The following is a 14,581-nucleotide window of genomic DNA, read 5'->3' on the forward strand; positions in this document are numbered from 1 at the left end:
AGCCAAACTATATCGTTTAACCCGATAAGTTCATGTTTTTCGTTAATTTATCTGTTGCTATTTGCGGTTAAATATAAAGATATAAAACACATAGGGGTTTACATGCAGGGCTTGAAAGTTCGGTATATCATTGGTGTTGTATTATTCTCAGTCGCGCATTTAGCGGGAGCTGAGCCTTTACAACCTGATCCAGCATGGCAGCAAGGGAAGCTAGAAAATGGCTTTAGCTGGCAATTATTACAAACACCGCAACGTCCTAATGATCGTATCCAGCTTAGATTAGCAATTAAAACAGGCTCATTAACAGAAAAAGCGAGCGAAAAAGGGTACAGTTACCTCATTCCTAAAATGGCGTTGCTTCATCAAACTGAAGCATTTCCAACAGCAACATTACAAGATTTCTGGCGTCAGGCCACAGACCCTGACATGCCAATTCCACCCGCTGTTGTTTCTTATGACTACACCATTTATAGCTTAAGTTTACCGAATAATCGCCCGGACTTAATTAAGCAAGCACTCAGCTGGTTAGCAACTTCTGTTGCAGGAGCTGAGTATACAGAAACGACATTACATAATGGTTTGACAGCACAAAATGTCCCAGTTGCAACACTTCCTTTAAATGCCAATGATCCCGTTTGGCGAGCGCGTTTAAAGGGGTCAACGATGATGGGGTATGACCCAGGCCAAAAACCGAATGATGTTGTAGCTCTTGATAGTGTGAATTCTTTTTATCAAAAATGGTACACACCGGACGTCATGACATTATATGTAGCGGGCCATGTTGATTCTCGAATGTTATCTGATTCAATTTCACAAACTTTCTCATCATTAGAAGGTAGGCGCTCTGAACCTGTTTCTGTTGCAGTACTATCGGCGGTAAAACCACAATCTATTGATATTTTACAGGAACAGCCTGCACAGGATACGCTTTCATTAATTTGGGATATTGATTGGCTCCCCATTAAAGACTCAAATGTTTTACTGCGTTATTGGTCGAGCGATTTAGCACGTGAAGCGGTTTATCGTTCTTTGCAAAAAGCGTTCAATCAAAAATTTAATCAAGGAGAAGTTGTTCCGGGGTTAGATTGTCGTGTGCAATATCAGAAAGCCAGTTGTACGTTAACGGTGACAGCAGCACCTGAAAAAATGGCAGCGGTAACGGATATTGTTGCGAGTGAGCTTGCATCGATTAACCAAAATGGTATTGCTGCTGAGCTATTTGACGATATGCTTAAAGAAAAACAAGTGCAGTTATCGCAACTATTTGCAGCCTATGCGCGTACGAGTACTGATGTTTTGATTAGCCAACGTTTGATTTCCCAACAAAATGGGGTGGTTGACATTGCTCCTGAACAATACCAGCGGTTAAGGCAATCTTTCTTGGCATCACAAAGCCTTGAACAGGTGAATATGGAAGCCCGTCGGTTATTATCTCAAGAGGCAGCGTTTGTATTAGCGCAGCCAAAAGATAAACAAATGATGGATGCAGAACAAATTCGCCAGAAATTTACCAAGGTGTTATGGCCCCAAATTGCTGCGCCAGTACCAACAGAAGCCGCTCCCGCTGCACCAGCAGAAGAAAACCACACCTCACAATAAGCATGAAAAGATAGATATATGAAAAGATAGTCATTGAATGATTCAGTGGCTACCTTTTCATTAATGTTATTGGCTTAATAGCGATTCAATAACGCGAATTAGAGTCTCTCGCGACTCTCTGTCATCAACAAATCCTGCCGCACTGATTTTTGCTTCTGGTGCGTAATAGGCTGCAGACCCCCAAAAGCCTAAATGGGAATACAGGGTGATACCATTGACCACATTAACCATAATGCCTAATCGGTAAAGTTCTGCACCTTCGTGAGAGCCCATACTAAGCATCGTCTTTAGCGTGTTCGGTGATGAAAAAATATCCCCCTCAAACAAGGCTTCTAGGAAGGTAGCCATTTGTTTCGATGACATAACTAAACCCCCACCGCCATAGGTATCCATGGAAGCATGAATATGTGTTCCATCCAATTTACCTAAATATTGACGAGCCCGTGGTGCTGCGATTTGCGGCGGTTGTTCTAATGACTCCCAATAGGCGCTCTCGAGACCAATAGAATCGAAATGCAAAAGTTCCCTAACAGCTAGGCCAAGAGATTGCCCCGTAATCCGTTCAATAATATCACCGAGCAAAATATAACCCGTATCTGAATAGATAAAGGATTTTGCAGGCGAAAACGTTGGAAATTGTTTACGCATGTACATTTCGATTTGTTCTGTTCGGCTCCAAACATAGTTAGGTTGTTTGAGAACGGCTTTTAGATAGTCTCCATCTGCATGGTCTAGCAGGCCACTACTGTGCTCCAGTAAATGGCGGATAGTGATAGCGTGAGTATTATATTGGGTACTGAGTAGCGTATTATATTGAGGGTCAATATATTCAGATATTGCATCATCAATACTGAGTTTTTCCATTTCAGCAAGACGTAAAATTGCAGCTGCGGTAAATGTCTTTGTATTACTGGCAATTCGTAGTGGTGTATCAACAGTAAGAGGCCTACCTTCAATATCCATTCCTCTAGCACAGAAGGCACCCACGCTATTTTTGCTTTGATTATGATAGTAAAGGACGACGCCACAAGTTAAATTTTCGAGTTGTTGAATAGAGGTGGTCATAATAATCTCATTATTGAATGATTAAGATGAGGATATATGGCATCTTAATCATATCTATACGATCCCTGTACGCTTTAAATGCGCTTAAAGTGACAATATGGCGATGACACAATGGCCAGTGTTTTTTCTTTTTATATAAATTTGGTGCTATGTTTATCCTCAATATAAGAACATAAAATGTACCCAGACATTGAAGTAAAGGAAATAACATGAATAGCTCGAATATATTTCTACAACGGTTAGGTTTGCGTTATCCCATCACACAAGCCCCAATGGCGGGAGTTTCCACTCCGGCGCTAGCCGCTGCGGTTTCAGAAGCTGGAGGGCTTGGCTCACTAGGCCTAGGCGCAAATTCAGTAGAACAAGCTCGCCAATTGATTACTCAAACACAAGCACTGACAAGTAAAGCATTCAATGTCAATTTATTCTGCCATTTACCTGCGAAACGTCATCCTGATAATGAACTGGCATGGAGCCAGTATTTAGCGCCTTATTTCGCTCAATTTAATGAGACTCCTCCTGCTTATCTTAATGAAATTTATCACACTTTTTTAGATAACTCAGAAATGTTATCTATGTTACTTGAAACAAAACCTGCGGTAGTGAGTTTTCATTTTAATATTCCATCCATCGAGGTGGTACAGCAATTGAAACAACATGGTATTTATACCATGGCGACAGCAACGAATTTACAAGAAGCACAACAAATTGAATTGGCTGGAATTGATGCTGTTGTTGCACAAGGTATTGAAGCGGGAGGGCATCGAGGCATGTTTGATTTGCAGGCTTTAGATGAAGAACTCACTACTTATGAATTAGTGACATTAATCTCCCAGTATATTGATTTACCTGTGATTGCAGCGGGTGGCATAATGGATGGGCAAGATATCAATAGGGCTTTAGAGTGCGGTGCTGCTGCCGCTCAATTAGGCACTGCATTTTTGCTTTGCCCTGAATCTGCCGCGAACGCAGGCTATCGGGCTAAGATCAAATCGCAAACAGCGGATCACACTCAACTAACTTCTGCTATTTCAGGGCGCCCAGCGAGAGGGATTATTAATCAATTTATTCGAGCAGGTAACGGCTATGAGACAAGTCAATTACCTGATTATCCATTGGTTTATGATATTGGTAAGCAGCTCAATGCAGCAGCAATGAAGTTAGGTAGTGATGAGTTTGCGGCATATTGGGCGGGGCAGAATGTGGCGAAAGCTCGTGAGATGTCTGCGTCTTTATTGGTTAGAACGTTGGCAGAAGAAATGAAACGCTAGTTTTAAACAGTGGTAGGGCGGTTTGTCTTACCGCCCCAGTAAGTTGTTATTTAATTATTTCGTTATCCAATGAACCTTTTGGCTCATCAGTCGCTATCCAAGCTGCACAAAATAAGGTTAAACGCGCAAAGAAGTAAAAGAATGCCATTAGGCCAAGCACTGAACCAAACGCGGCTCCAGAAGGTGACGAGGCAAGGTTAGGTAAAATCCATGTCATGATGGATTTAATGATTTCAAATCCAATAGCTGCAAGCAATGTTCCTTTAAATAGTGACCTGCGGCGATGCTGCATACGCGGTAGGATCCAAAAAATCCATAAAAATAGTAGGAAATTAGCTGTAATTGATATTGTTAAACCAATCAGTGTCCAAGCAGGTTTAAGCCATTCTATACCATCTAACCCAAGCGTACTGACAATCGTTGCTTGTGCAGAGCCAGCAACAGAGGTAAGTGTAATTGTCACAATTAAGGCAATAAGTAGGCCAATTAAGGCAAAGAAGTCGCGAATGTAGCGGAAAATAATATTTTCATGTTCATCTTCATTACGTTCCCATACAGAACGTGATTGTGCCAAAATAGCTAAACGTAAGTTATTAACCCAATTAACCCCTGAGTACACGGCTAAAGCCAACCCTGTCAGCCCAACTGTCGTACGTTGGCGGATTGCGGTGTCTATTGTTCTTTCTAATGTATTTGCGAGCGTAGGGTCAGTAATATTTGCAGAAATTCCACGAACTAATTTTTCAAGCAATTCAGGATTACTGGCTAATACAAAACCGGCAGCGGCGAATGAAAACATTAAAACGGGAATTAAAGAGAGAAAGGAGAAATAGGTAATTGCAGCCCCAAACTGGTTCCCCATTCGGTCATTAAAACGTTGCACGGTACGAATGATGTGAGCAATAAAAGGAATTGCACAAATAAAGTTCACAACTCGCATTGAGAAGGTCACTGCTTTTTTACTGCCATCAATACTTTTATTCAGTGTCGCTTTCAGTTTATTAGTATCTTTCTGTTCTTCTTCCTGCGTATTCGACATTTAATCCCCTTTTCCCGCAACTAAAAGTTGTCTGACTTTTCGACCTATTTAATGCCTATAAATGAATGATATGCATAATACTATAGCTTAAATTGGACAGTAACTTCATCCCAATGACTGTTTTAAGAGACAAATAGTCATTGGAACGTTTGTTTAAAGTCAAAGCAACTGGTTAATTAATCAGAGGAAAAGGGGCGTTAGAAATTAAAGCGCATCTTTATAAACTTGCAGTTCAGCTTGGGCTTCTTTTAATTCTGCTTGAGCTTCTGCGAGTTTTCTTTCACGTTTTTTAATTTTACTACTGTCATCGCCTTTTAATTTTTCTTCCTGCAGCTCAGCTTCGCGTTCCTGCACTTTTTCTGTTTTCTCAGCTACATCTTTTTGACTATCACGATATAAAGATTCTGGAGTGCAATAACGATTCACATTATCTAATGCTTCTTCTAAGCCTTTAACTCGATGCTGATTACCATGTTGTTTTGCGTAATCAATTTGTTCTTGAATGCGTTGTTTCTTTATTTCGCAGCCATTTTGTGTTTTTGCCGCCATTACTGATGCGCTAGCAAAAAAGGAAATACAAATACTAGTTGTAAGGAGTAGTTTATTCATCATTTACCTCTGTTTATTTTAAAATTTGTGTTTAGGATAGCGTTTTATTTCTTTTCAGTCATGTGAATTTTAACACAGCTATGGTTATGACATTTGTAGTCAATTTTAGCTATAATGACGCGGATGAATAAATCCGGTCTATTTTTTGTTCAAAAGGGCTATCTTTAAAGAACCTATTTAATAATAGTCATCTTAGTGGCTAGTATTGAATTTCCTCAGGAAACAAACGTTACATGTTAAGTTATCGTCACAGCTTTCACGCAGGCAACCATGCTGATGTGTTAAAACACACAGTACAGAGCTTGATCATTGAATCTCTGAAAGAGAAAGAAAAACCGTTTCTGTATTTAGATACACATTCAGGTGCTGGCCGTTATCAATTAACGGGGGAACATGCAGAAAAAACAGGTGAATATCTTGAAGGGATTGCGCGTATTTGGGAGCAACCTGATTTGCCTGAGGAATTATTGCCGTATATGAATATTGTGCGCCAATTGAATGATAATGGGCGTTTACGCTATTACCCAGGTTCACCATTATTAGCAAAATATTTATTACGTGAACACGATAAGCTGGTATTAACTGAACTACATTCGAGCGATTATCCATTATTACGTACAGAATTTTCACGGGATAACCGCGCGCAAGTTTTCAAGGAAGACGGCTATCAACAACTAAAATCGAAACTACCCCCACAGAGTCGACGTGGCTTTGCGCTGATGGACCCTCCTTATGAGATGAAGACGGATTATGAAGCGGTCGTGAAAGGGGTGGTGGAAGGCTATAAACGCTTTGCAACAGGAACATATGCAATTTGGTATCCTGTTGTATTACGTCAACAAATTAAGCGTATGGTCAATCAATTAGAAGCAACAGGCATTCGTAAAATATTACAAATTGAATTGGCGGTACGTCCTGATAGCGACCAACGTGGGATGACGGCATCCGGTATGATAGTGATCAACCCACCTTGGAAACTTGAGCAGCAAATGAAGAATGTGCTGCCATGGTTACATAAAACACTCGTCCCAGAAGGCACTGGGCATACGTTAGTTGAGTGGATTGTGCCAGAGTAAACTGTATTTTTGATAGGTAATACCGATTAAATTAACAGGTGTTATCTATCGTAAAGCGCTATTTATGCCATGACAATCAATAGTATGATGCGAGAAAATGCATTCATAAATCATTCAATCAATGGGAATAACCAAATTATGAGCAAACATTACGACTATATCGCAATTGGTGGCGGAAGCGGTGGTATTGCGTCGATGAACCGTGCAGCAATGTATGGGCAAAAATGTGCCTTAATTGAGGCGAAAGCATTAGGTGGGACTTGTGTTAACGTGGGCTGCGTACCGAAAAAGGTGATGTGGCATGCGGCACAAATCTCGGAAGCTATTCGCAATTATGGTCCTGATTATGGTTTTGATGCGACAATTAATCGTTTTGATTGGAAAACACTTATTGATAGTCGTACTGCTTATATTGACCGAATTCACCAGTCTTATGACCGTGTCTTAGGGAATAATAAAGTTGATGTCATCAATGGTTTTGCACGTTTTATTGATGCCCATACTGTTGAGGTAAATGGTGAAACCTACACGGCAGACCATATTTTGATTGCAACTGGCGGGCGTCCAGTGATCCCTGCTATCCCAGGTGCAGAATATGGCATGACTTCTGATGGCTTCTTTGAACTTGAAGCATTGCCAAAACGTGTTGCGGTTGTAGGGGCCGGTTATATTGCCGTTGAACTTGCCGGTGTATTAAATGGTTTAGGTGCAGAGGCGCATTTATTTGTGCGTAAACATGCCCCGTTACGTTCATTTGACCCACTGATTGTCGAAACATTAGTGGAAGTCATGAATACGGAAGGCCCTAAACTGCATACGGAATCAATTCCAAAAGAAGTCGTGAAAAATGCAGATGGTTCACTGACATTAAAATTGGAAAATGGCCAAGAACAAACCGTCGATGCATTAATTTGGGCTATTGGTCGTGAACCAATGACAGATAACCTGAATATTGAAGCCACAGGCGTCGCACTGAATGAAAAAGGTTATATCAAGGTTGATAAATACCAAAATACCAATGTACCGGGTGTCTATGCGGTTGGTGATAATACTGGCGCCGTTGAGTTAACCCCTGTTGCGGTTGCTGCGGGTCGTCGTTTATCTGAACGTTTATTTAATAATAAACCGGATGAGCACTTAGATTACAGTAATATCCCAACGGTGGTGTTCTCTCACCCACCAATTGGTACAGTTGGTTTAACTGAGCCAGAAGCGATTGAAAAATATGGTGCTGATAAAGTTAAATGCTATAAGTCATCTTTCACAGCCATGTATACCGCCGTCACTTCGCATCGTCAGCCTTGCCGTATGAAATTGGTCTGTGTGGGTGAAGAAGAAAAAATCGTGGGTATTCACGGTATTGGTTTTGGTATGGATGAAATCTTACAAGGCTTTGCGGTTGCATTAAAAATGGGTGCAACCAAAAAAGACTTTGATAATACGGTGGCCATTCACCCAACAGCGGCAGAAGAATTTGTGACCATGCGTTAAGTATTGGTTATTTAAATTAAAAGCTAAGTTCATTTGAGCTTAGCTTTTTTTTGGGCATTATTTTGTCAACAGTTCTGCAATCGCAGGAATAGTCGCTAAGCTATCAAGGTATTTTTGCATCGCAGGGGTGGTTTCCATGATTTGGTATTTGACTAAAAACATCACAAATGCACCGACATACACATCGACAGCAGTAAATTGCTCACCACAAATAAACGGTTTAGCATTGTTTAAACCGATTTCTAAACAGGCCATTGTGCGTTCGACAGAACCAAAGCCAGAAGATTTTTGCTGTTCTTCATCTAATTGAATCCCTAAGTTATTGATAGTGAAGGCAGATTCAATTGGGCCTGCAGTAAATAGGAACCAACGGTAGTAATCTGCACGTTTAGGGTCATTCAAAGCTGGTGCTAAACCTTTTTCAATAAATTTATCCGCTAAATACAAGCAAATTGCAGCGGTTTCAGTGACGACGGCATCACCATCAACAAGTGCGGGAACTTTCGCCATCGGATTAATTGCAAGATATTCCGCCGTATGCATATCTGCACCATAACCTAATTCAATACGCTTGTAAGGAACATCTAAAATTTTTAATAGTAGGTCGACCGTGTTGCCACGTGACATTGAATTAGTAAAAAGAACCAGTTCGCTCATGGTGATTTCCTTATATGAAGTTGAGTGCTTACTATAAGGGAGTGGAGTGTCAGAAATTGTCAGGAGAGACGCACAAGACTTCTTTTTGCCAGCGCTCTAGTAGGTAATTTTTGGGGTAAGGTAGTTTATCTGAAAGTGCATGATAAGACTGAATGCGGTCTAAACGAAAATGGCGGTAACTTTCACGTAATTCACACCAAGCGGCTAATACTTGGGAGTCTTTCATATAACCAATGGCAATTGGCCAAATAATTCGTTCACTAGGTTGATTTTGCCCATCAAGGTAAGTCATTTTGGCTTTGCATTCTTCTCGTAAACTTAAACGTAAGTCTTTAACAATGACGTCATTAATTTCATAGAAATGTGTGGTGGGGGCAAATAAGGTATTTTGATTTAGGATTTTCTGTGAATGACCTGCAACTACAGCATTAATTTTGCTTATCGCCCGTATTGCTGAGTTTTTTAGTTCAGTGTCTGCGTTACTTTTTACCCAACGTAAACCTAATATTAAGGCTTCAAGTTCATTTTCATCGAAAGCTAAAGGCGGTAGTAATAGTCCCGTTTTTAATTGGTAACCAATACCTGCTTCCCCGATAATTTCAGCACCTTGATCACGCAGGGATTCAATATCTCGATAGATAGAACGCACGCTGACTTGAAGTTGTGATGAAAGTGCTTCAGCCGTAATAGGATAGCGATTTTCTTTGAGTATCTGCAATAGGGTGAGTAGACGCTGGGTGCGGGTCATGAAGTTGTCTGCTTAATGTTATTGAGTGAGAAAAACAGCAAAGCTAATTTAGCTATAGTAAAAAAATAATGAGCTGAATGCTAATTTATATGTAAATTGGTGATAAAGGGAGTGGAAAGTTCCCTTTATCAATACCGATAAATACACGGTAATATCATTTAAAACGTTAAAATAGTTTTTAACCCTAGGACCCATGCATCTGATGTTTTCTGGACGCCGCCTGGTTGATGCCAATATTGCATACTTGGTTGGAGTTCCAGCCAGTGAACAGGTTTAAAGCGATAATATAGTTCTGCATTTAACGCGTTTGAAGTAATAGGGTGATATAACGGGTCATTATAATCGGTGATCCCTAGCTGCTCATTTTGTATTTTTTGGTTTTTCGCAAAGTGGTCGCTGAGCTCAATATATGAGACACCGAGACCAATCCAATCTTCAGGCCTTGCATCAAATGCACCGCGGTAGCGAAGGGAGCTTGAAACAACATAATTCATGAAATTACTGCGTTCATCATGATAACTGCCACTGACTGACAAACTTAAACCTCGATTTTCATCATCTTGATGGCGAGTTAATTGTTGGTTCATTCCACCATAGACAAACCATGTGTTGTTATAGCTTTTATCTTTATACAGGTCATGCTGTTTGGCATTGGTATATAATAACCCTAAGTTATAAGCGCCAGGCAACCCATTGACGAAAGTGCGATTTTCAACTTCTAAGGGTAATAAAATACCTTTACTACCTTTGGTTGACCAACTCCACGCATGGCTTCTATCCGTCGCTTGAGGATTCTGCTCCATAATCCCTGTTTTGATGGTAATTTCAGGGGTAATCTTATAGCTAACAGTCGTTCCCCAAGAATGAATATTCCAGTTGCTCCATATCAGGGCATTAGCTGATTTTCCGCCGCATTGGCTGAGTAGTTGGAAATCACAAGGGATAATTTGGTCGAATTCTTGTACTTTGTTCATCATCCCAATACGCCAAGTTAGTCGGCGGTCATCAAAACTGCGAGCAAAAGTAAGCCAACCTAACCGCGTTACGGAGCCACCTCCATAGCTTTCTTGTGCAAGGTCATTATTAGGTACTCGAGGGTCTTGCAGGCGCTTGACTGTCAGGTTGTCTTCATGGTTACGATTGACAATGTTTCCTTCAATACGAGCATCGGGAATTCCTGTCCAACGTTCAAGATCTTGTGTGAATGTGAAAGCAAATTGGTCTATATAAGCAGTATGTTTGTCATTATTATAACCGCCCCCTGCATTATAGGCGACTTGGCTCAAATAATTACTGTGAAATGAAAAGCCGTGGTCAGATAATATAGGACGTATGCCCAACATATCACCAAATATTCCTTTAGGAGCGGGCTCAAAGCCTAAAACAGTTCCATTCCATTGTTGTTCATTAGCAATAGCAGGCAATGTTAAAAACAACAAAGAGAATAATAATTTTTTATTCATGTCGGAGATAACCTATTAGCAATGGTTTGCTTTAACCCAATAATAGAGAATGGGCTCATGCGGTGTTATTTTTAATATAAGGAATCTCGAGATAAATAATTATCCCGAGATAGTTTTATTATATTTAGATATTTATTCTATTGATTTAATAACTCTCCTTGGCTCTTGATAATACTTTGGTACCAATAGAAGCTTTTTTTACGTTTTCTTTCGAGAGAGCCGTTACCTTGGTTATCACGGTCAACATAGATAAATCCATAACGTTTTGACATCTCTGCATTGGATGCACTGACAATATCTATAGGCCCCCAGCTGGTATAACCCATAATATTAACACCATCTTGAATAGACTCATGGATTTGAACTAAATGGTCGTTGATATATTGAATACGATAATCATCAATAATTTCTCCCTCAGGCGTTATTTCATCAATAGCGCCTAGTCCATTTTCAACAATAAATAATGGTTTTTGATATCGATCCCATAATAAATTTAATAGCGTTCTAATTCCTTTTGGATCTATTTGCCATCCCCATTCTGAGCTTTCTAAATAAGGATTTGGGACCATACTAAGGATATTTCCGCGTTTTTTCTCATATTCATCTTTATCTGCGGTAATACAACCTGTCATATAATAACTGAATGAGATAAAGTCCACTGTATTTTGTAAGTCACGTTTATCTTCTTCTGTTATTGTAATATTAACTTGGTTATCTCTAAAATAGCGTAGCATATAACCTGGGTATTGGCCTCTGCATTGTACATCACCAAAAAATAGCCATTTGCGATTTTCTATCATGGCTTCCCATACATCATCAGGCTTACAAGTTAATGGATAAACGAGACCTCCTAATAACATGTTACCGATTTTAGCATCAGGGATAATGCTATGGCAGGCTTTAGTGACTCTAGCGCTGGCGACAAGTTGGTGGTGAATCGCTTGGTAAACCTCAGAAGGAGAACTATTTTCAGGTAGGCCCACACCAGTCATTGGTGCATGTAGTGACATATTAATCTCATTGAACGTCAGCCATAGTTTGACCTTATTTTTATAACGTTCAAAGACGTTACGTGCATAACGTTCGAAAAACTCAATCGTTTTACGATTTCCCCAACCGCCATATTGTGTCACTAGGTGATAGGGCATTTCATAATGGGATAATGTAATGACAGGTTGAATGTTATGCTTTGCCATTTCATCAAATAAATTATCATAAAAAGCGAGGCCTTCTTCATTGGCCGTTAATTCGTCACCAAGTGGAAATATACGGCTCCATGCAATCGAGGTTCGTAAGCAGGTGAAACCCATTTCAGCGAAAAGTGCGATATCGGTTTTATATTGGTGATAAAAATCGATGGCAATATCTTTAATAAAACTCTCATTTTGTGTTCTTTCAATTAATGAACCAAATATGCCATGAGGTTGAACATCGGATGTGCTGAGCCCTTTACCCGCAGTTAAATAAGCACCTTCAGCTTGATTGGCTGCGATTGCGCCACCCCATAAAAATGAATTTGGAAATTTAATCATGCTTAGCTCCTTATTTGTGGTTAACGGTGATAAATTTCTGACAGCTTTGAATTGATTTATTGAGCTTGACGAATTCGATCGACGCATAATCATCACTGTTGCTTACAATCACAGGGGTTGTTAAGTCATATCCTGCCTCGAGAATTTTTTCTCGGTCAAATGTCAGTAATAAATCACCTGTTTTGAATGCATCACCTTGTTTAATTTGAGGTGAAAAATGAAGCCCATCTAATTTCACGGTATCGATCCCCACATGGATGAGTAGTTCAATACCGCTTTGGCTTAATAACCCTAATGCATGGCCAGTTTTAAATAATGAGCTCACTTCACCATCGAATGGCGCATAGACTTTCCCAGTATTTGGAATAATGGCAGCACCTTGTCCAAGTAAACCACTTGCAAAAGTTTCATCTGGAGTATCTTTTAATGGGATAGCTGCACCGCCCAATGGTGCAAGAACGTCATTGGGGGTCGACGTAATCTCAGTTTTAACCGATATTTCAGGGGATATCGCTTCCCTTTTAATACCAAAGAAACGGGTTGCGATAGTGGCAAATAAGAAAGAGAGCGTTGTACCAATAATGGCTCCCCAAACAGTATTATCAACACCATGTTCCGGGATGATTTGTGCAAAAGTGAAAATATTAATTAACCCAAATGAGAATGTCAGAGTTTGGCTATAGCCAACAATCGCGCCACCAACACCACCACCAATACAGCCAAAAATAAAAGGTCGGCGCAAAGGAAGAGTCACACCGTAGACAGCAGGCTCAGTAATACCAAATAAGCCAGCAGTAACAGAAGAGCCAGCCATAATTTTCATTTTTGCATTTTTTGTTGCTAATAGAACACCTAAAGTGGCGCCAATTTGCCCTGCTACAGCGGGAAGTAATAGGGGGAAAAGCGCATCATGGCCTAGGGCACTTAAGTTATTAATACCAATAGGGACAATTCCCCAATGTAAACCGAAAATAACGCATATTTGCCAAACAGCACCCATGAAAGCACCTGCGATAACTGGGGCAAAGTTGTAAATAGCTTGGAAACTCTCCGCAATTAACATGCTTATCCAAGTTGCTAAAGGCCCAATAACAAGAAAGGTCAGAGGGACAATAATGAGTAAGCACAAGAAAGGTGTAATAAAATTCTTCATTGCAGAAGGTAAAATTTGGTTTAGTCGCTTTTCAAGCTGGCAGCTTAACCAAGAGGCAAAAATAATCGGAATGACAGATGCTGCATAGTTAATAAAGGTGACTGGGATCCCCAAAAAATATTCAGGTGTAGAACCCGCAACGAGACTTTGCTGAAAAGCGGTAATCATCATTGGGTGAATGAGTGCACCACCAATCGTCATGGTAACAAATGGGCTTCCACCAAATTTTTTCCCTGCGGTGTAACCGAGTACCAGTGGGAAAAAATAGAATAAAGAGTCACTTGCTGCAAACCAGATTTGATAAGTGCCACTGCTTGTGGATAGCCAACCTAATGCGTCTGCTAATGAAAGTAACCCTTTTAAAATACCTGAAGCAGCCATGATGCCTAAAATAGGCGTAAAGATGCTGGAGACAATATCAATAAAGTAGCCTAGTAGGCTTTCTTTATCTTGTTTTACCACTTTTTTTCCCGCTTTTTTGGGCTGATTTATTGAGTTTGAAGTTGTATCAATTAACTGATTAACTGCGTTAAAAACCTCGTTAACGTGGTTACCGATGACGACTTGAAATTGACCGCCGCTTTCAACTACGGTAATAACCTCTGGACTTTGTTTTAATTGCTCTGCATTGGCTTTTTTACTTTCTTTCAGTTTAAAGCGTAGGCGTGTCGCGCAATGTATTAAATCGACAACGTTATCTTTTCCTCCAACGTTTTCGATAATTTGCTCCGCCAAAGCTTGATATTTCATATTGATTTCCTTTATTACCTGAACAATAGAAGCCACGTTACTATTGATAAATAAGCAAAAAAAAACCTGACTCACCACCAGCACGAATAAGGCTAGTAGTGAAAATCAGGTTTTGCCTGCCAACGGGC

At 40.2% G+C, this 14,581-nt stretch carries 12 protein-coding genes; 4 read left to right on the plus strand and 8 right to left on the minus strand.

Annotation, left to right across the window (positions count from 1 at the left end; genetic code table 11):
* The first annotated feature begins 102 nt into the window (after nt 1–102).
* Nucleotides 103–1,599 (plus strand): insulinase family protein, encoded by a 1,497-nt coding sequence (locus PZ638_RS01355; protein WP_036958594.1) that lies wholly within the window; start codon nt 103–105, stop codon nt 1,597–1,599.
* Between the two features lie 66 nt (nt 1,600–1,665).
* Here PZ638_RS01355 and PZ638_RS01360 read toward each other — a convergent pair whose 3' ends face one another.
* On the minus strand, nt 1,666–2,664 hold the full coding sequence (locus tag PZ638_RS01360; protein ID WP_206277459.1) for a serine hydrolase domain-containing protein: 999 nt from the start codon (nt 2,662–2,664) through the stop codon (nt 1,666–1,668).
* Between the two features lie 209 nt (nt 2,665–2,873).
* Between PZ638_RS01360 and PZ638_RS01365 the strand changes: the two genes are divergently transcribed.
* Nucleotides 2,874–3,935 carry an NAD(P)H-dependent flavin oxidoreductase gene (locus tag PZ638_RS01365; protein WP_206277460.1) on the plus strand — a complete coding sequence of 354 codons (1,062 nt, stop codon included), beginning with the start codon at nt 2,874–2,876 and terminating at the stop codon, nt 3,933–3,935.
* A 46-nt stretch (nt 3,936–3,981) separates the two neighbouring features.
* Here the strand turns inward: PZ638_RS01365 and yhjD are convergent, their stop codons facing one another.
* Together yhjD and PZ638_RS01375 are read right to left on the minus strand one after the other, a co-directional pair.
* Nucleotides 3,982–4,974, minus strand: coding sequence for an inner membrane protein YhjD (gene yhjD / locus PZ638_RS01370; RefSeq protein WP_004262608.1), 993 nt, complete (start codon nt 4,972–4,974; stop codon nt 3,982–3,984).
* 204 nt (nt 4,975–5,178) lie between these two features.
* Nucleotides 5,179–5,583, minus strand: a complete 405-nt coding sequence (locus PZ638_RS01375; protein ID WP_036958592.1) for a DUF1090 domain-containing protein — start codon at nt 5,581–5,583, stop codon at nt 5,179–5,181.
* 233 nt (nt 5,584–5,816) lie between these two features.
* Between PZ638_RS01375 and PZ638_RS01380 the strand changes: the two genes are divergently transcribed.
* Together PZ638_RS01380 and gorA are read left to right on the plus strand one after the other, a co-directional pair.
* The gene (locus PZ638_RS01380) at nt 5,817–6,659 is read left to right on the plus strand and encodes a 23S rRNA (adenine(2030)-N(6))-methyltransferase RlmJ (protein WP_004262593.1); all 843 of its coding nucleotides are present in this window, start codon (nt 5,817–5,819) and stop codon (nt 6,657–6,659) included.
* A 138-nt stretch (nt 6,660–6,797) separates the two neighbouring features.
* On the plus strand, nt 6,798–8,150 hold the full coding sequence (gorA, locus tag PZ638_RS01385; protein ID WP_036958623.1) for a glutathione-disulfide reductase: 1,353 nt from the start codon (nt 6,798–6,800) through the stop codon (nt 8,148–8,150).
* Between the two features lie 57 nt (nt 8,151–8,207).
* Here gorA and PZ638_RS01390 read toward each other — a convergent pair whose 3' ends face one another.
* The 5 genes from PZ638_RS01390 to bglF all read right to left on the minus strand — a co-directional run bounded on the left by PZ638_RS01390 (nt 8,208) and on the right by bglF (nt 14,453).
* Nucleotides 8,208–8,807, minus strand: a complete 600-nt coding sequence (locus PZ638_RS01390; RefSeq protein ID WP_136134088.1) for a glutathione S-transferase family protein — start codon at nt 8,805–8,807, stop codon at nt 8,208–8,210.
* Between the two features lie 49 nt (nt 8,808–8,856).
* A complete protein-coding gene (locus PZ638_RS01395) occupies nt 8,857–9,555 on the minus strand; it encodes a helix-turn-helix transcriptional regulator (RefSeq protein WP_004262584.1) in 699 nt (232 codons plus the stop codon).
* Between the two features lie 158 nt (nt 9,556–9,713).
* Nucleotides 9,714–11,018, minus strand: a complete 1,305-nt coding sequence (locus PZ638_RS01400) for a carbohydrate porin (RefSeq protein ID WP_112307789.1) — start codon at nt 11,016–11,018, stop codon at nt 9,714–9,716.
* Between the two features lie 137 nt (nt 11,019–11,155).
* Complete coding sequence (locus PZ638_RS01405) at nt 11,156–12,550, minus strand: glycoside hydrolase family 1 protein (RefSeq protein WP_206277461.1); 1,395 nt, start codon at nt 12,548–12,550, stop codon at nt 11,156–11,158.
* A gap of 10 nt (nt 12,551–12,560) precedes the next feature.
* Nucleotides 12,561–14,453: a PTS beta-glucoside transporter subunit IIABC gene (bglF, locus tag PZ638_RS01410; protein ID WP_206277462.1), complete on the minus strand. Its 1,893-nt coding sequence runs from the start codon at nt 14,451–14,453 to the stop codon at nt 12,561–12,563.
* Nucleotides 14,454–14,581: the final 128 nt, after the last annotated feature.

Origin of the sequence: Providencia hangzhouensis, assembly GCF_029193595.2 — a bacterium.
Lineage (GTDB): Bacteria > Pseudomonadota > Gammaproteobacteria > Enterobacterales > Enterobacteriaceae > Providencia > Providencia hangzhouensis.

Coding starts and splice junctions, on each gene's coding strand:
- PZ638_RS01380 (WP_004262593.1), top strand. CDS start 5,817: ATGTTAAGTTATCGTCACAGCTTTCACGCAGGCAACCATGCTGATGTG.
- PZ638_RS01405 (WP_206277461.1), bottom strand. CDS start 12,550: ATGATTAAATTTCCAAATTCATTTTTATGGGGTGGCGCAATCGCAGCC.
- PZ638_RS01355 (WP_036958594.1), top strand. CDS start 103: ATGCAGGGCTTGAAAGTTCGGTATATCATTGGTGTTGTATTATTCTCA.
- yhjD (WP_004262608.1), bottom strand. CDS start 4,974: ATGTCGAATACGCAGGAAGAAGAACAGAAAGATACTAATAAACTGAAA.
- PZ638_RS01390 (WP_136134088.1), bottom strand. CDS start 8,807: ATGAGCGAACTGGTTCTTTTTACTAATTCAATGTCACGTGGCAACACG.
- bglF (WP_206277462.1), bottom strand. CDS start 14,453: ATGAAATATCAAGCTTTGGCGGAGCAAATTATCGAAAACGTTGGAGGA.
- PZ638_RS01365 (WP_206277460.1), top strand. CDS start 2,874: ATGAATAGCTCGAATATATTTCTACAACGGTTAGGTTTGCGTTATCCC.
- PZ638_RS01375 (WP_036958592.1), bottom strand. CDS start 5,583: ATGAATAAACTACTCCTTACAACTAGTATTTGTATTTCCTTTTTTGCT.
- PZ638_RS01400 (WP_112307789.1), bottom strand. CDS start 11,018: ATGAATAAAAAATTATTATTCTCTTTGTTGTTTTTAACATTGCCTGCT.
- PZ638_RS01395 (WP_004262584.1), bottom strand. CDS start 9,555: ATGACCCGCACCCAGCGTCTACTCACCCTATTGCAGATACTCAAAGAA.
- gorA (WP_036958623.1), top strand. CDS start 6,798: ATGAGCAAACATTACGACTATATCGCAATTGGTGGCGGAAGCGGTGGT.
- PZ638_RS01360 (WP_206277459.1), bottom strand. CDS start 2,664: ATGACCACCTCTATTCAACAACTCGAAAATTTAACTTGTGGCGTCGTC.